This window comes from Streptococcus sp. 1559, from assembly GCF_013276735.1.
In the GTDB taxonomy this organism is placed as follows: Bacteria; Bacillota; Bacilli; order Lactobacillales; family Streptococcaceae; genus Streptococcus; species Streptococcus pseudopneumoniae.
Map to the genome: position 1 here is coordinate 1 of NZ_VMLO01000076.1, position 18,861 is coordinate 18,861.

Here is an 18,861-nt window from a genome sequence, read left to right on the forward strand (position 1 = left end):
AACATGGTTTTGAGGTTGTTGATGAAGCGACGCTGACGTAGTTTGAAGAGATTTTCGAAGAGTATTAAATGGCTAGGTCAAACTTCAACTGCGGCTTAACAGAGTCATAATCCACCAACTCAAAATCTTCTGCTTTGATATCAAAGAAATTAGTCCCATCAGGAACATTTAAAACCAAGCGAGGTTGGCAGTCAGACGGCTCACGACGAAGCAATTCCTGAGCTTGTTCAAATTGATTGTCATAGATATGAAGGTTGTTGATAAAGTAGAAGAACTTCCCAACCTTCCAGCCAAAATGCTTGGCAATCATCATCTGCAAAGCCACATACTGCATAGCATTGATGTGGTGGGCCACCAGCATATCATTGGAGCGTTGCGTCAAGGTCGCATCCAGATAGATTTCCCCATCTACACGGCGGACATCAAACATGGTCTGAAAGGCGCACGGAAGAAGGCCGTCTGTTTCCTCAAAAGCTTGGTAATCCCAAAGGGAGATGATGTTTCGGCGGTTCCAAGGGTTGGCTTCCAACTGCTTGAGAAGCTTATTGATGATGTCGTGTTTCTTAACAACAGCACCATAGCGCTCACCAATGGTTCCTGTATTCCCCACTTCCCAGTCATTCCAGTAGTGAACATTGTACTTATCATTTAGTACCTCTAAGCTATTAGATTGGTCTTGGTAAATCCAGAGCACTTCCTTGATGGCGGATTTGATGGCGATAGGGCGTAAAGTTATAATGGGGAATTCCCCCTTGGCCAAGTCATACTCTGCAAAGGCACCCGTTACATACTTGGAGTTGGCAACTGTCCCATCCTTGTACTTGGGACGAGCCTGCTCAGAAAAGACACCGTCTTTGAGGATTCGTTCAATATTCTCTTTAAAAATCGTATCTGCTTTTGTCATTTACTCTCACCTCATTTATTGTCCTAACTAGTATAGCATAAAAAAAGAAAGGAGGAAAATCACTCGCTTCTAGAAAGCTATTTTCTCCTTTTTTATCTTATTGTAAAACAAGTGATGCTGCTCCAATAACTCCAGCGTCATTTCCTAGAGTTGCAAGAGCTAATTTAGTGGATGTGCGTACTTGTGGGAAACTATTTTCATCGTAAACTTTTTGAACACCTTGTAGAAGGAATTCTCCTGCAGCTGATACACCACCACCAATGACGATTGTTGATGGGTTCAAAATTGAACCGATGTTAGCACAAGCGATTCCCAAGTAACGTGAGAAGTTACGGTAAACAGTCAAAGCAAGGTCGTCTCCTTCTTTTGCAAGGTCAAAGACTGTCTTAGCAGTTACTTCTTCTCCGTTATCAATCAATCGTTTCAAGGCTGCATCGCCTTCATATTCATCTGCATAACGACGAGTCAAGTTGACAATCCCTGTTGCTGAAGCAACTGTCTCAAGACAGCCTTTCTTACCGCAAGTACATGCGATTGGTTGGTCAAAGTCAACAGTAATGTGGCCCAGCTCACCTGCTGCACCAGCAACACCGTGAAGCAATTTGCCTTCAGCGACGATACCGCCACCAACACCAGTACCAAGTGTCATAAAGACAACATCTGGTTGGTTATCACCAGCACCCATCCAGCGCTCACCAAGAGCTGCCACGTTGGCATCATTATCGATGAAGAATGGAATACCCAAGGCTTTTTCAATTTTCTCTTTAATTGGTTGAAGGGTTTTCCAGTTCAAGTTGTAGGCACCGATAACAGTCCCTTTTTCACGGTCAACCACACCTGGTGATCCCATTCCAATGCCTTGGAAGTCCGCTGCTGCCAATCCAAGCAAGTCCAAACGGTGTTGAATAGACTCAATCATATCATCAACGATATGACTTCCCTCATCCAAAATGTTGGTCTTGATTGACCATTTTCCTTGGATTTCTCCTGCTGTTGTTAAGATTGCAAATTTGATAGAAGTTCCACCAAGGTCAATCCCAATAATCTTTTGACTCATCATACTCTCCTTTTTCATTGTCTAGTAATTGAAAATGCTTACAGTACTAGTATAACAAATTTCAGTCATTTATGCAAAGGTTTGCATTTAGCTAATATAGATTTTTAATCCAGATAATCTCCACCATCAAATCCATAATATTCCTCCAGTGTCAAACCACTTGCAGCAATCTCTTTTGCTTCTTTTCCAATGTAACGTAAATGCCATTCCTCATGCATATAGCCTGTGACACTCTCTTTTCCACGGGGATAGCGAACAACAAAACCATAGTCTGGTGCATAATCCAATAACCATTGAGCCGCACCAGCATCTTCAACTAATTGACCATCTGTGCCAATCACATCAAAAGCAAGTCCTGTCTGATGTTCGCTATATCCAGGACGGGCGGAATAACGATCCGCAGCAGCCTGGCCCTCTTGGTTCACATAACTTTGATATAATTGTGCTTGAGTTGCATAACTTCTAAAGCCACTATAATTATCGCTAATAGCGTATCCTTCCTTCTGCATCTGTGCAATCAGTTTTAAAAAGGCTGCTTTTGCAGTAGCATTTTCACCTGGATAGTAATCTTTAGACATAGGATAATGTTTATTGGCAACTATGATTTCATCATACTTTCCTTGAAGGCTATAATAGAACCCTTTATTGCTTACTTTTGAATTAGCTTTCCACAAACCAGTCGCACCAACATAATAACGTCCACCATCAACCCATTCATTGACAGCCATTTTACCATCTGATTTTAGATAATAATTCCCTTGCCATGTATTATAAGCATAAGATCCATCTGATGTCAAATAATACCAAATTTGGTAAGAAGAGTCATAAACCCATTCACCTTTAGCCATTTTACCATCTGATTTCAAATAGTAATTTCCTTGCCATGTACTATAAGCATACGAACCATCTGATTTCAAGTAATACCAAGCCTGATAAGAATCATCATAAATCCATTCGCTCTGGGCCATTTTCCCGTCTGATTTCAGGTAATAGCTTCCCTGCCATGCATTTTTCACTAGATTTCCATTTCCATCAAAATAGTACCAAGAACCGTCCTGCTTAACCCAACCACTTGCTGTGGATGAAGTTGTATCAGTTTGAGTTGTAGTCTCTTGTTTTGCTTTAAAAGCACCCTTAGGAGCATTTTTCAATTCGCAAGCCACACCGTCATGATCACGGTATAACTTGGCAGAATAACCGGGGTCTCCCTCATGAATATCCGCGTATCCATTCGCCCAAGCTTCCTTACAACTCGAAAAATGAATGTTTTCCTCTGCTAACACAGGTTGTGAAAACAAGGCTAAAATTGACAACGTCACCAGACTCATTTTTAAAAATAGACGTTTGTTCATTACTTTCTCCTCTAACGATGTTATCGATTTCAATATTATTTTATCAAACTTATTTCAGCAATTCAAGGAAACTTCTGGTCTTTTCTACAAACTCCTTTGGTTTTTCCTTATTCAAGACATGAGGGCCATCTGGGATAATCTTGGGATTCTGATATTAGTTTATGAAGACTTCTCATAGAACTAAGATTCGGTTTATCTTTGCTGCCACAAATTAGTAAGGTTGGATAGGGGCAATTCCCTGCTATATCCGTTAAGTCAAGTGTCTTCAATTCTTTGGAAATACCTATTATAAAAGTCTTGTCTGCTCCCTGTTTTTCAAATACTCTTTTGGGAAGTAGTTTAAAAATCAGCAACTGAAGATAAAATAGGATATTACCGGACAATTTAAGCGGGCATCCTGACAGAATCAAAGCTCGAAGATTTGGTAAATCGTAACAAGATAGTTCTAATGCCAGGGCAGCACCTAAGGACAATCCAATCCAATCAAAACAAAAGGTTCTGTCTCTTGAGCTAGTTGCTGATAAACTCGCTCCTTGGCTTTTTGATAGTTGCTAACTCCAGAAGGAAATAACTCGATAGCCTCAGAAGGATAATCTGTCAGTAGATTCCGAACTTCTTTCCAACTCTCTGCTGACTGCCCTAACCCGTGTAAAAATACCAGTTTCATCTAGTTATCCTCTAGGCTTAATTCATACAAGCCTCTCACTGCATTACAGCCGTAAATAGCTTCTGCTTGGGCTAAATCTGCCAAGGTCAAGACTTTCTCTTCTAGCTGTCCTGTTTCTAGCAAATGCTGACGGTAAATTCCTGGCAAGATTCCAAGTTCGATAGGCGGTGTGTAGAGTCTCCCAGAAATTTTCAGAACCAAATTTCCGATTGAGGTTTCCAATAGCTCTCCAGCTGCATTATGGTAAATAATTTCCTGCTTCCTTAGGCCCAAGTGAGGTCGGTGGCTTGTTTTGAAGTAGGTAAATGCTTGTTGCAAATTGGCTTCCTGAAGACAGAGTTGGGCATAGCAGAAGGTTCGACTGAGAGGTGTTAATACTTGACGATTGACTTCTATCTCTCCAGACTTGCTAAGGCTAATTCGCAAGCGGTAATCTTGATTAACATCACAATCCTGACACTCTTCCTTTATCTTTTGTTTCAAGTCTTCTGCATCAAAAGGAGAAGCAAAATAGCGACTAGCTTTTCTCAGCCTTTCCAGATGTTGTGCTTCAAACAGCAGGTTCTTCTGGCTGATTTTCCCAGTAGTAATTAGCTGAAAACGAGCTTGTTTACGATAGAGAACAGCTGCCTTTTGATGAACCTCTTGGTATTCAGATTCCCAAGTGCTATCCCATGTAATGCCTCCGCCAACTCCATAGATTGCTTGACCTTTGTGAAGTTGAATGGTACGAATGGCCACATTAAAAATCCGTCGTCCATTTGGAAGCAAGAGACCAATCGTTCCACAGTAGACTCCACGCGGTTGTGGCTCCAAGTCCTTGATAATCTCCATAGTCGCAATTTTCGGAGCTCCCGTTATGGAACCACAAGGAAAGAGAGAACGGAAAATTTCAACAAGGTTCACATCCTCTCGCAACTGACTCTTGATGGTCGAAGTCATCTGCCAAACCGTTGAATACTGCTCTACCTGACACAGACGCTCCACGTGCTCGCTCCCCACTTCAGAAATACGGTTCATATCATTGCGCAAGAGGTCCACAATCATCATATTTTCAGAGCGATTTTTAGGATCCTGTTCCAACCAACTGGCCTGCTCCAAGTCTTCTTTGTCAGTCATGCCACGCTGAGTCGTCCCCTTCATTGGTCGTGTTGTCAATTCGCGGTCATTTTGCTCAAAAAAGAGCTCTGGGCTCATGGAAATTACTGCCATATCGTCATGTTCCACATAGGCATTGTAGCCCGCCTCCTGCTCTACCACCATACGATTGTAGATGGCAAAAGGATTGGCACTTAAGTCCTGCTTGAGTTGGACGGTGTAGTTGACCTGATAGGTGTCTCCCTGACGCAAATGATGGTGAATTTGGGCAATCGCCTTTTCATAGTCTGCTGCAGACGTCACTTCCTGCCAATTTGAGGGCAAATCAATATCCTCATAAGTCAGAGGAATAGGGGAAGTTTCTACGCTATCATGAACAGTAAAGTAAAGCAGGTACTCTCCCAGTAGGGGATCCTTGTGAACTGCTAATTTTTCCTCAAAAGCAGGTGCAGCCTCGTAGCTGACATAGCCCACCACATAATAACCTTGCTCTTGGTAGCTTTCCACTTGTGCCAGCAAATCTGCCACTTCTTCTACATTTCTCGTTTTCAACTCTTTAATAGGCTGGGTAAAGATGTATCTCTCCCCCAAAGCCCTAAAATCAATCACTGTTTTTCTATGCATACCTTAAGTATAGCATAAAAAGGCAGATACAGACAAAAGCTGATCTACCTTTTTATTGTTTTCTTACTATTGATTATGCTTTAGTGAATAAATCACCAGCAAATCCATCTGATTTCTGCAAGAGTTGTTTGTAAACTTTCCATTTAAGATCCACAGTATTCTTGAAATCATTACCTTGAAGGTCTTTTTCGACCGCGGCATCAAATAAGGTCTGAAGTTGTGCGTAAGTTGAAATCTTTTGACCATCGATTTCAATTTCAACAAAACCTCTTTGGGCTTTTTCGTGTACTTCATGATACCATGCTTTCTTCCATGCTTCTAAGCTTTGGAATTTGCCGTTAGAAACTTTATTAATAATAAAGTCATCACCAAGACCTACATTACCTGCTGCTTTAGATTCTTGTTTGTATTTGTTTGATGCATAACCTAAGAATCCGTCTAAATAACCGAAGTAACCCCACATACGGAAGGTATTATGTTTGAATGAGATTGAACCAACCGCACTCTTACTTGTATTACCACCATAAATACCTGTCATCATATTTACTACAGTATAAGCAGAATCAAATCCTTCAGTACGGTAATGACCATTTCCTGGTAATCCATGTTTCGTTGCAAAGTTTCCATCAACCAGTTGATCAATACTTGTCAGCTTCGTATTCTTTTCGTCATCATTCAAATCACGAACTAAATCCCATTGATGTGGTTCACCAACTAAGCCATTGCGATCCGCTTTTTCACGATATTTCTTATCAATCTTCTTGAACCACTTATCATTTGTTCCAGTATTTTTCTTGATGACAGACTCAGCTTCTAAGTAATCAAGCATCATCATGGATTCATTGTAATTCTTCATGTAGTGATCGATTTTCTCACGACTATTTAACACATTCGGATTATAGTTGTAAATTTGATTTCCATCATTTTTACGTTCGTAAGTCATGTTTAATCCTAAGGCACCATATTCTCCATTTGGATTTGAAACTGATGGTGATTGTAACATACCTTGAGCAAAGGCTTCAACGTCTGTTCCTTCACGGTGACGCCATGTTCCTAAGTAGGCCATACGGTCATTAATGTGTGTCGTTTCATGAGTGAATGCAGAAGTACCGAAATCACTGATCATACTAGATATGATATAATACACAGCTTCTGAGTTTTGTGGATTAGTAAAGATATAAGCATATGCACCCGTACCATTATATCCATGCCATTTACCTGTAGGTCCATAGAACTCACGAACCGGAGCATAGTCACCATTCTTATTATGCCCCATTCTATCAGCCCATCCATGGCCTGGAACTTCTTGGTTATCCCAAATTGCAGACGGAACCATATTTTCAGATTTTAACAATCTATCACGTACATTATCAGCTGCAAGTCTTGACCAGAAGTCTAAGTAATTAATTTGCTCTTGAGCACGTAAATCGATTTCTTTCTTAAACGCTTCACGTTCAGCTTCTGTATTCTTACCATATTTCTCAAACGCACTAAACGCTAATGTATTATAGGTTGAAATCAAGAACATATGAGCTTTCTTCGTAGTGAGAAGTGGTAAAATGTATTTACCATGTTCACCATTGTTCAAGTTTTCATAAAGGCGATATTTCTTGTTGGCAAACGCAGGGTTTGAGGATTGTTTTTCAACAATATAGTTGGTATGCGATACAGCTTTTTTATACCAAGTATTGATGTCAGTTTCTTCTGTGAATAAACGCATATTATAGTTTAAGAAACCGTTTAACTCACCGATACCAATCGTTCCACCAATTACTTCACGATAAGCTTCTAACGTTCTGTTACCTTTAATATTATTTTCTTTAGAACCAATCTTAATCAAGAAGTCTAACACATTAACATTTTTACCATAAAAGTCAGGTTTGAATAGCATTAATTCTTTAATATTAAAGTCATCGAATTTAACACCGTAGTAACGATTTAGGTAAGCTAATCCAAGAAGAACAGCAGCCTTATTGTCATCAATCTTCTTGATCAAGGCGCGTTTAGCAGATTCATCTGTGTTTAATTGATGATCTTCATTTTCAAGCAACTGTTTCACAAATTTCGCCAGATTATCCTTGACTTCTTTGAAGGTTTCTTCGAGGTAAAGGTTCTTAATCGCATTTACTTTGTTAGGACCGGTTCTATTTAGGTGTGTGTAGATAGGATCTGATTGTAGCTCAACTGGGCTTAATTTTTCAACGATAGCATTGATAAGATCACTACGGTCTTTGTCAACGATATTAGGCGTATAGACAACTTCTCCGAGTTCAGCAATGCTGTACTCTTTCACTTGTTTGACATTAGATTCTTTCAGCGAAACAGTAAAGATGTCTTTGGTCTTATCAGCATAGTGCACCAAAATGTGGTCAGCATCAGCCAATTCTGTTACAAAGGCATTGCCCTTCATAGCAGTAACTGATAGGACTTCCTTGGTCATAAGATGACTATCAGCAGCTAATTTATTTCCTTGGTTTACAATCCATTCTTTATTGTAGAACGGTTGAAGTTTTTCGATATTACGGTAGGCAAGTTCACGAGATGCATCATAATCTTGAATATCTTTGTAAGTGTCAGATTTTGGCTTAACATTATTTAATGTATCTGAAATAAGAGGATTGATAACATAATCATTAGCTGTAATTCCTAATGTTGCAATTTTCTGGTCAGCTTCGTCTTGAGAAACTTCTTTAATTCTGTTAGAAACAGAGAATTTAAATGAACGGTTACCTGTACTTACATCTTTTACGATAAAGTTACGTTCTAAAGCGTTATTTGAGAAGTATCCACCATCTGCGTCAATATCTTTAGATCCATAGAACACTTCACCATTTTCAACTTTCATCATAGACACAGAGTCTGCAACTTTACCCCATGCCCAGTTCTTACTAAGGAAACCACCTACTTCAACAGGTGTATTTACCTTAATAGTTCCTTTAGTAACAGCATTACGAACAGAACCATATTTACCAATTCCGTTAGGATCCCCACTGTTATTTGATCTAGCAACAAATCCACCGATACGAGCTTTATTAGCAACTATATCAGCTTCTACATATCCTTTATCAACATTACCTTTCCAAAGCTCTCCGGCAATACCACCGAAATCCCAACCTCTGTTACCAACACCCGTAAGATTACCGATGAATGCAACATTTGTTAATTGAGCTCCCGTATCTCCTTTATTAATAATACCAGCAATTCCATCTCTACCGAGAATACTGCCTGTTACTTTAATATTCTCAACAGTAGCATTTTTAACAGTTCTGGCAAGTGCAGAAATATTGTCAATCCAAGGCATGTTGATATCAACATTAGCTAAATTAACATCTTTAACAGAACCACCTTCAATACCACCAAATAATTGACGAGACATATTGTGAATTGAATAACGTTGTCCGTCAACACTTGATAACTTACCTTTAAATATACCAGGAACATACTCTTTATTTGGAGTTGGTACATTAGCTGCATTTAGATCTGCACCAAGTTTGAACTCACCGCTAGGGTTAGCTTTCATATCTTTTACAAGCTCGTTGAAGTTGTAGTAAACATTACCTTCTTTTGCTTTTTGTTTTTCAAAGTAATGAACATACTCTTCGCTAAGTGTATTATCAGCATTACGTTGAACTAAGTCTGGTGCTTTGGCAGTAACTTTATATAAAGTTTTTCCGTCTTTTTCTACTTCTTCAATCTTGTCAACAGCAAGTCTTGTAACTTTGTTGTCATGAGTTGTAACTCGTAGGTAAAGTGAAGCAACATTCGTTGGTTTTTCTGAAAGTAAACTTGAGTCAGTTTCAACACCTTCATCGTCAACACTTATTAGACTTGTTTCTTTAATATTTTTAATTTCAACTTTTTTAAGATCTAATTGAATTGGTTGATCTTCTAATGTTTCAGTTTCTTCTTGACCATTACCTCTATCATAAACCATAGTAGTAGATAGAGTATACTCTTTGAAGTATTCTACATTGTCTAATAACGCATTTAGATTATTTTCTGTTAGATTCACAGTCTTAACAACTTGTCCATCTTTTTTCAGGGTAGCTGTGATTGATTTGATTTTAGCTTTAGTAGGATTTTCTAGAGAATACTTAGCAACTACTTCTTTATCTAATACTTTCTTATCAGTATTTACAAATGTTAATACTGGTTTTGCAGATAATGGAACTAAGTTTTTGATAGCTTCTTCTAATCTTCTAGTAGCTTCATCTACTTTACTTTGAGTAGCAGTTTTATCTGTATTTACAGATTTTGCTGCTGTAAGAGTGTCTTCTAAAGATTTCCATGTTTGAGTAGTGTATTCTTCTTTACGTTTGCTGTTAGCTGTGTTAATAGCCGTTTGTAATGCAGTTTTATCTACAGCAAGAGCTTTAATAGCGTCTTGAAGAGCTTGAGTAGTCGCATCTATTTTACTTTGTTTAGGAAGTGGAGTAGTTTGGTTGTTGATTTCTTTAGCTTTTATTTCAGCTTTTTTAAATTCATTCCAAGTATTAGGGCTATAGTCAGCTTCTCGTTTAATTTCTGCATCTTTTATTTGTTCTTGTAATTTTGTTTTATCAACAGTAAGAGCATCGATAGCAGATTTCAGTTTTTTAGCAGCATCATCGATTTGAGCCTGAGTAGCAGTAGCGTTATCTTCTACAGCTTGAGCGGCATTTTTTGCCTCTTCTAGAGCGCTCCAAGATACAGTACTGTAGTCAGTAGCAGTCTTAGACTGAGCATCAGCAAGTTGTTTTTCAAGTTCAGTCTTATCTGTATTTAAACCAGCGATAGCAGCTTTCAGTTTTTCGTCAATGTGATTTACTTCGCTTTGTTTTGTTGCTGGGTTGCTTGTAACTTTTTCAGCTTCAGCTAGTACAGTTTGAAGATTTGCCCAAGTTGCATCGCTGTAGTGTTCTTTAGTTTTTGATTTCGCATCAGAGATAGTTTTGTTTAAGTCTGTTTTATCAACGCTTAGAGCGTCAATAGCAGCTTTAAGTTTTTTAGTAGCTTCGTCGATTTGAGCTTGAGTAGAGGTAGCCTTATCTTTTACAGTTTGAGCGGCATTTTTCGATTCTTCTAGAGTGTTCCAAGATGTAGTACTGTGGTCAGCTTGAGTTTTTTCGTTTACAAGATTCAGTTGTTTTTCAAGTTCAGTCTTATCTGTATTTAATCCAGCAATAGCGGATTTAAGTTTTTCGTCAATGTGATTAACTTCGCTTTGTTTTGCTTCTGGTTTGCTTGTAACTTTTTTCGCTTCGGCTAATACATTTTGAAGGTTTGTCCAAGATGCATCACTGTAGTGCTCTTTAGTTTTTGATTTCGCATCTTCGATAGTTTTGTTTAAGTCTGTTTTATCAACAGTAAGAGCGTCGATAGCATCTTTAAGTTTAGCTGTCTCGCTATCTACTTCAGGTTGTTTTACAGAGTCAGAAGCATATACACCTTTTGCAGCTTCTAAAACAGATCCAAGAGCATTGTAACTTGCTGTAGAATAATCAGTAGGAGAAACTGAACTAGCTTTATCAATTTGATTCTTTAACTCACTTTTATCAACTGGTTCTTTAGTACCAACACCCTTTATTTCATCTACTGGATTGGTTGTTATTGTATCCTCTAGTACTTTACTGGACTGTCTACCATCAGTAGTAGTGACTTCAGTTAAAATAGTGCGTTCGCCAGCAACACCTTCTCGAATAACCCTTGTTTTTCCCTTAGCGAGGTTCTCATCATCTTGCTCAACTGTCTTAAAAGGCACAGGCTCTTTAGTTACTATAACTTCAGACTTAACTTCTATTACATTTAACACACCTTCTTCAGGAGTTGTTTTATGTTCTACTGCTGGCTGTTCTACTTTTGTTTCTTCGTCCTGATGTTCTGCTGGTTGAGCAGCTGGTGAAGTTTCTGTTGGTTGACTTTCTGGTTCAACTTGAGCTTCTACTGGTTGTTCTTCTTGTTTCGGTGTTTCTTCCGCAGTCTTCTCTTCTTTAGAAGCTTCTGGTTGCTTTTCTGGCGCGACTGGTGCCTTTTCGCCTTCACTTGGCGCGACTGGTTCACCTGCTTGTTCAACTTTTGGTTCCTCAGCTGGTTCCGTTTGTTTTTCTACAGCAGGCGTTTCCACTTTTAGTTCTTCAACAGGTTGATTAAAAGCCTCATCTCTTGTTTCTACTACTTCTGGCTGTGCATCTTCTTGTTTCGGTGTCTCTTCCGATACCTTATCCTCTTTAGGATCTTCTGGTTGTGATGATTCTTTTGGTATCCTTGGCTGCTCCGGTTGTGTAGGTTGCACGGGTTGTTCTGGGACTTTTGGTTGTTCTACTGGAGTTGCAACTTTTGATTCCTCAGCTGGTTTGTCTGATGGTTGACTTTCCGATTTGACTGGTGCTGGTTCTGCTGAATCTTCTTTCCCCTCTTCTACTTTAGGAAGGGTTTCGTCAGTAGGTTTTACCTCCGATTTAGGTTCTTGTTCTTCCTTTGGATTTTCTTCTGTTTTAGGAGCTTCCTCTGTCTCTACTGCTCGGTTTTCTGGCTTATCTTGCTCCTGATTTGTTGTTACTTGGGGATTCTCAACTTCGACCACAGTTACCTCTTCAGGTTTAGCTGAGTCTTCTTCTAAAACAGTGTCCAAGCCAAGCGTTTTGAGGATGTCACCTGATAGATAACCAACATAACGATAACCCTCCATTTCAACAACACCCTCTCGACTAGCCGGTGCTAGAGTAGCAACTGGATCTACAGCTCCTGCACTAGGAAGGACTACCAATCCCATAGCTCCAACTAGAAAGACGCTGGCAATTTTCTTTCTCTTGTAGATTAAAAGCAAGCTCCCAACAGTCAGCAAACCAAAAGCTGTCAAAACAGATGCTTCTGTCCCTGTTTGTGGCAGCTGATTTTTTTGATACACCAAACCATAAACAAGTTCATTTCCATCAGGCTTTCCTGTCTGGATTAAATCTTTAGCTTCTTGTGAAATAACCTCTTTATCTACATAGTGATAGGTGGCTGCGTCCACTACAGAAGAAGCCATCAAAAGGCTTCCAAGAAATACAGAACCTACAACTCCCTTAATCTTACGAATTGAAAAACGGTCTTTTTTAAACACTTTCATCTCCTTTATTTATTCTCACGACTTTCTGATAGAATCTTGCGGATAGTGCGCACGCGCACCTCCGATTAATTTTGGACGACTAGCCAGCGCCGTTACATGGGCATGACCAATCTCTCTCAAAAGAGGGCGAATCGGAACCTGAACATGCTTGACATGCATACCAATTGCAGTATCTCCGATATCCAATCCAGCATGAGCCTTGATAAATTCAACCTCAACTGGATCTTGCATAAACTTAAAGGCTGCCAATTGACCTGAACCTCCTGCATGGAGAGTAGGAAGGACACTGACGATTTCCAGACCAAACTGCTCTGCCATCTGACGTTCAACGACGAGAACCCGATTGACATGCTCACAGCCTTGAACAGCTAGATGAATTCTTTTTTCTTCTAGGAGATCTAGGATGGTCTTCACAATGATTTCGCCAATTTCTTGGCTGGATTCCTTGCCAATCTGACCACCTATCACTTCACTAGAGGAAAGACCCAAAACAAAGATAGATCCTTGCTTCAAATTGGCCTTTTCTAAAACATCTTTCACTATCTGACGTGTTTCTCTTTGAATCTGTGTCTCGTTCATCTCTGCTACCTCTTTTGTCACTATCTATCATACCGTTTTTTCTTGTTTTTAGCAAGATAGACGACCTGGAAAGCTTGCCCAATTACGCATAAAACTCCCAGAATTGACTGGGAGTTAACTAGTTTCTATTCTATTTATGTATATTTCAACCGTCGTTCCTTTGTCGGGTGCAGAATCAATCTTCATCTGGTAATGTTCTCCAAAATGAAGTTTGAGACGCTGATCGACATTTTGAAGACCAACTCCCCCACGTTTGAGTTGACTTTGACTACTATCACCAGCATCTTGGAAGCCAACTCCATCATCCTCAATGCGGATGACCAATCCTGAATCCTGTTTCTGAACAGAAACTCTAATATGTCCCTGACCTTCCTTCTCCTTGATACCATGGTAAAGAGCATTTTCCACCAGAGGTTGCAAAACCAACTTGGGCAAGACTAGGTTATCAAAGGCAGGATTTTCAGCAATCTCGTATTCCAGCTTATCTCCATAGCGTTGTTTCTGGATAAAGAGATACTGGCGGACATGATTGATTTCATCAGACAGGCAAATCAAGTCCTTACCTTGATTGAGTGCCAAGCGGAAATAGGTCGCCAAGGACTTGATCACCTGCACCACTCGCTGACTATCATGAAATTCAGCCATCCAGATGATGGTGTCCAAAGTGTTATAGAGGAAATGGGGGTTAATCTGGCTTGATAGGGCTTGAAGTTGGTACTGACGGGTCGTTTCTTCCTGGCTACGAATAGCTACCATCAACTGATCAATCTGATCCAACATGGCATTAAATTGGCGAGTTACTTCTCTCAGTTCATAGGCACCAACTTCCTTGGCACGAAGATTTTGAGCACCAGAAGCAATTTCCAACATGGTTTCTCTCAAGTCCCTTAAAGGAGCAATCCAGCGTTTAAGACTTAACCAAACCAAGAAGAGACAGACAAGAAGAGATGTGACACTTGCCCCAAGCAAGGTCCACATGAGTTGACTCCGAACCTGGTCTAACTTCTCCAGCGAAGACACGCCAAGCACCGTCCAATCAGTTCCTGCAATCTTTTCCTGACTGACGTAGGATTGGTGATCTAGCGTATAGCCCTGACCTGTCTCGATATAGGGTTTCATGGCCTCCATTTCGCTAGACGAACTATAAACTGTGTGTTGAGGATGGTAGACAAATTCATGGTTTTCATTGATAATGAAAGCAAAGCCCTGCTGCCCCAACTGGAGTTGGTTGAGATAGGCTTCCAGAGTTTCGTAGGAAATATCCAAGCGAAGCACGCCAAGATTGCCCCCCTTTGCATCAAGAAGTTCTTGAGTGACAGAAATGACCCATTGACTATCTGATTTACGAGCTGGAGTCAAAACGGGCATGGCTCCCTGATGAATGGCCTTTTGGTACCAATCCTCAGCCATCATATCTGAAGAAGTTTTCATCTGAACACTGTCATCTGTAGAAATGACCTGACCAGATTTGGTCACCAAAACCACTGCTTTCAAGTCCTGGTCTGCCTTTAAGATGGTCAAAAATAGATCTCGGATTCCCTTGACCTTATCTTGACTGGGATTCTCAGCATAGGCTAGGACATCCGTCTGCTGGGTCAAACCGGTCGAGGTGGTTTCTAATTTTTTAATATAAGACTGAATAAAGTGGCTAGTCTGGCTGATGGTCGTTTGGCTATTGCCTTCAATGGTGGTCTCAATGGCTGAAGAACTAGATTGATAGTAGAAAGTCCCGACCAGAGCTAGGAGAATAAGAAAGACCAAAAAGATGGAAATAACCATTCTGACTAGGAGAGAAGAACGCTTCATCGGCCTTCTCCCTTCTTAAACTGACGAGGTGTCACACCTGCAATCTGTTTAAAACGTTGGGTAAAGTAGTTCATATCTTCAAAACCAACCTTTTCAGCTATCTCATAAATCTTCAGATTTGTAGTTAAAAGCAAAAGCTTGGCTTGTTTGACACGTTCTCTCACCAGATAATCCTGAAAAGGCAAGCCCAACTCTTTCTTAATCAAGGAACTCAGATAAGTCGGACTAAAACCTAAGTCACTGGCCAAAGACTTTAAACTAAACTGGCTATCAGCCAGATGGGACTGGATTTTCTGGGCCATGTTTCCTTCAAACTTATCGGCCAATAAATCTTGTAACTGCTCTTCCTTCTCTTCCTTGTCTAGTTTTTGTTTGATTTTCCCCAACATTTCCTCAATATCCTGACGAGAAAAGGGCTTGAGCAGGTAGTCATCCACACCGAGTTTGACAGCAGACAAGGCATAATCAAAATCATCGTAGCCAGTCAAAAAAACTAGATGCACCTGAGGATAGGTTTCCCGAACCAGACTGGCCAACTGGATGCCATTTAGCTGAGGCATGTTGATATCGGTTAAAATGATATCTGGCACCTGTTTTTGGATCAATTCCCAAGCCTGCCTTCCATTTTCAGCCTGACCGATGATTTCCATATCGTAGGCTGCTACATTGACCAGTTTAGTCAAACCTTGTCTTACCAGATATTCATCTTCTACGATTAAGATTGTATAGGTCATGCTTCTCTCCTTTACCACTTACTAGTATCAGTATAGCAAAATTCTCCTCTAACTGCTTAGGAAAACCTTCTTATGCTCAATGAAAATCAAAGAGCAAATTAGGAAGCTAGCCACAGGTTGCTCAAAGTACGGCTTTGGGGTTGTGGATGGAGAGACTGGGCAAAAAGTCTTTTAAATTAGAGAACGCATAGTATCAGGTATTAAAAATCCTTGATATTATGTGTTTTATTGTTAGAAAATTTGCTTTATTTTCTCCTCAAATTGAGTTTTTGCTCCGTCTCAACCCTACCCACGGTAAGGCGACGCTGACGTGGTTTAAAGCGATTTTCGAAGAGTATTAATCAACATAATCTAGTAAATAAGCGTAGCCTTTTTCTTCCATTTGGTCTTTGGGAATAAAGCGGATAGAGAGGCTATTGATACAGTAACGTAAGCCGCCCTTGTCCTGTGGACCATCCGTAAAGACATGCCCAAGGTGAGAATCTCCTACTCGGCTCCGCACTTCCATACGCGTCATATTGTAGGACTTATCTTCCTTGTAGGTGACAACATCTGGACTGATGGGTTGGGTAAAACTAGGCCAGCCACAACCAGACTCAAACTTGTCCTTTGATGAAAAGAGAGGTTCGCCAGTTACCACATCCACATAGATACCAGATTCAAATTTATCCCAGTAGCGGTTTGAGAAAGCCCGTTCTGTTTGATTTTTTTGGGTGACTGCATACTCCTCAGGTGACAGGGTCTTTTTCAATTCTTCATCACTTGGTTTGGAATATTTGCTGGCATCAATGACAGGATAGGCCGCCTGATTAACATTGATATGGCAGTAGCCATTTGGATTTTTCTTGAGATAGTCTTGGTGGTAATCCTCAGCCACTACGAAATTCTGCAGACTCTCCTTTTCAACTGCTAGAGGCTGATCGTACTTCTTAGCCACCTCATCAAAGACTTGGTTAATCACCTCTAGATCCTTGTCATCTGTGTAGTAAACACCGGTACGGTACTGGGTTCCCACATCATTTCCTTGTTTATTCTTACTGGTTGGATTGATAATGCGGAAATAGTGAAGCAGGATTTCCTTGAGAGAAATTTGATTGGCGTCATAGGTGACATGAACAGTCTCCGCATGACCTGTTTGGTTAATCAATTCGTACTTGGTTGTTTCCCCTCTACCATTTGCATAGCCTGATACGGCATCTGTCACTCCGGGAACGCGGGAGAAGTATTCCTCCACTCCCCAGAAACAACCTCCAGCTAGATAAATTTCGTGCAAGTCTGCGTCTTTACTAATTTCTGTTTTTTTCACTGTTTTTCCTCCTTGGCTGACTGCCGCTTTCTCAATTTGCGAGGCATCTGTCTGCCCTGCATTTCGCATCAATAGAAAATAGAAACCGGTTATGGCTAGGAAAAATACTCCTATCAACAAGATGATTTTTAGCTTATCATTCATAGGACACCTCCTAGGCTAATTCTTTCAAAGTTTGCAAAATCGCATCTTTTTCCATAAAACCTGGTTGCGTTTTGACCAATTTTCCTTCACCATCTATAAAGGCTTGAGTTGGGTAGGAACGAACACCATAAGTTTCCAAAAGTTTGCCTGAGGGGTCAACTAGGACTGGGAAATTTTTATAATCTAAGCCCTTATACCAATTCTTAAAGTCCGCTTCAGATTGCTCCCCCTTATGTCCTGGTGACACTACTGTCAAGACCACATAGTCGTCGCCAGCTTCTTTAGCAATTTCATCCGTATCTGGAAGACTAGCCAGACAGATGGAACACCAAGAAGCCCAGAATTTGAGATAGACTTTCTTGCCCTTGTAATCAGACAAGCGGTAGGTCTTGCCATCTACTCCCATCAATTCAAAATCAGCCACCTCTTTCCCTTTAGCTGCGCTTGTTTTACTAGCTGTCTGCTCCGTCTTCATTTCATCTTTCGTTTGGTGTTCACTAGTCATGGACTTGCCTGAACAAGCCGTCAAACAAAGGAGCGAACCTGCTCCAAGAACACATGTTTGCCATTTTTTCATATTGATATTCCTTTCCATTTTATTCAAATAATTGACTTAAAATTGAAGCATTTCCAAACAGAACCAAGAGTCCCATCACAATAATGAGAAAACCACCCACTTTTTTGAGGATTCCGAGATAGGGATGAAGTTTTCGGAAATGTTTCAAAACATAACTAGAGGTCAGAGCTAGAAGCAAGAATGGTAGCGCCAAGCCCAACGTGTACACCAACATGAGACCCGCTCCCTGCCAAGCACCTGAGCCACCTGAAGCCGCCAAGGCCAAAACAGAGCCAAGAACCGGCCCCACACAAGGCGTCCAAGCAAAACTAAAGGTCAAGCCCAATAAAAATGCCTGACTATAGCCCTTACCATTTTGCCCCTGTCCTTGCAGTTGTAACCTCTTTTCCTTATAAAGCCCCTTAAAGTGTAGAATCTCCATCTGGTGCAAGCCTAAGAGAATGATAACCGCACCCGTCACATATTGGAACCAAGAAGCATAAAGCAAGTCGCCTAAAAAACCAGCTCCATAGCCCAACAAAATAAATATAAAGGAAATTCCTGCTATAAAGGCCAGAGTTCGTAATAAACTAACAACTGAGATGGAAAATTTGCCACTAGAAGCCTGAGCACTATCCTTATCATCTAGTAACACCCCTGCATAGACTGGTAACAAGGGTAAGATACAAGGAGAAAAGAAGGATAGAATCCCTGCCAAAAAGACACTTAGAAAAAAGAAAATATGACCCATAAAGTTCCTCCTATCATTTTATTGATAGATTTATTATACTCCTTCCATTTTCGAAAAAACAGGGACAATGATAGGGAAAAATAGGAATTTAATCAGATGATTTAGAAATCTTGGACAAAAACTATACAAAAACTGTCAAAGCACAAAAGCGCATAGTATCAAGGCTTTATAGAACCTTGATACTATGCGCTTT

10 protein-coding genes and 3 pseudogenes are annotated in these 18,861 nt (G+C 40.3%); all 13 read right to left on the bottom strand.

Features of this window, described 5'->3' with window-relative positions:
• Positions 1–64 precede the first annotated feature (64 nt).
• Positions 65–904 (bottom strand): thymidylate synthase, encoded by an 840-nt coding sequence (locus tag HT688_RS09085; RefSeq protein WP_172923711.1) that lies wholly within the window; start codon positions 902–904, stop codon positions 65–67.
• A 97-nt stretch (positions 905–1,001) separates the two neighbouring features.
• Positions 1,002–1,961 (bottom strand): ROK family glucokinase, encoded by a 960-nt coding sequence (locus HT688_RS09090; protein WP_000078575.1) that lies wholly within the window; start codon positions 1,959–1,961, stop codon positions 1,002–1,004.
• Positions 1,962–2,065: 104 nt separating this feature from the next.
• Positions 2,066–2,614 (bottom strand): annotated as a pseudogene (gene ldcB / locus HT688_RS12060) (LD-carboxypeptidase LdcB/DacB); the annotation flags it as partial.
• Positions 2,615–2,641: 27 nt separating this feature from the next.
• Positions 2,642–3,313, bottom strand: a pseudogene (locus HT688_RS12065) (excalibur calcium-binding domain-containing protein); the annotation flags it as partial.
• A gap of 49 nt (positions 3,314–3,362) precedes the next feature.
• Positions 3,363–3,980, bottom strand: a pseudogene (locus HT688_RS09100) (alpha/beta fold hydrolase).
• Positions 3,981–5,702, bottom strand: a complete 1,722-nt coding sequence (gene pabB, locus HT688_RS09105; protein ID WP_050266146.1) for an aminodeoxychorismate synthase component I — start codon at positions 5,700–5,702, stop codon at positions 3,981–3,983. It lies immediately after the preceding pseudogene.
• Positions 5,703–5,775: 73 nt separating this feature from the next.
• On the bottom strand, positions 5,776–12,786 hold the full coding sequence (locus HT688_RS09110) for a ZmpA/ZmpB/ZmpC family metallo-endopeptidase (protein ID WP_172923712.1): 7,011 nt from the start codon (positions 12,784–12,786) through the stop codon (positions 5,776–5,778).
• A gap of 21 nt (positions 12,787–12,807) precedes the next feature.
• Complete coding sequence (locus HT688_RS09115; RefSeq protein ID WP_166727395.1) at positions 12,808–13,371, bottom strand: TIGR01440 family protein; 564 nt, start codon at positions 13,369–13,371, stop codon at positions 12,808–12,810.
• Positions 13,372–13,485: 114 nt separating this feature from the next.
• Positions 13,486–15,177: a cache domain-containing sensor histidine kinase gene (locus HT688_RS09120; protein WP_138701779.1), complete on the bottom strand. Its 1,692-nt coding sequence runs from the start codon at positions 15,175–15,177 to the stop codon at positions 13,486–13,488.
• Positions 15,174–15,911: a response regulator transcription factor gene (locus HT688_RS09125; protein WP_000222621.1), complete on the bottom strand. Its 738-nt coding sequence runs from the start codon at positions 15,909–15,911 to the stop codon at positions 15,174–15,176. The genes HT688_RS09120 and HT688_RS09125 overlap by 4 nt, the downstream gene beginning before the upstream one ends.
• A 337-nt stretch (positions 15,912–16,248) precedes the next feature.
• Entirely contained in the window at positions 16,249–17,361 is a 1,113-nt protein-coding gene (msrB, locus tag HT688_RS09130) for a peptide-methionine (R)-S-oxide reductase MsrB (protein WP_172923713.1), read from the bottom strand.
• A gap of 10 nt (positions 17,362–17,371) precedes the next feature.
• Positions 17,372–17,938, bottom strand: a complete 567-nt coding sequence (locus HT688_RS09135) for a redoxin family protein (RefSeq protein ID WP_000759276.1) — start codon at positions 17,936–17,938, stop codon at positions 17,372–17,374.
• Positions 17,939–17,957: 19 nt separating this feature from the next.
• Positions 17,958–18,668, bottom strand: a complete 711-nt coding sequence (ccdA2, locus tag HT688_RS09140) for a thiol-disulfide oxidoreductase-associated membrane protein CcdA2 (RefSeq protein WP_000509841.1) — start codon at positions 18,666–18,668, stop codon at positions 17,958–17,960.
• Between the last annotated feature and the right edge of the window lie 193 nt (positions 18,669–18,861).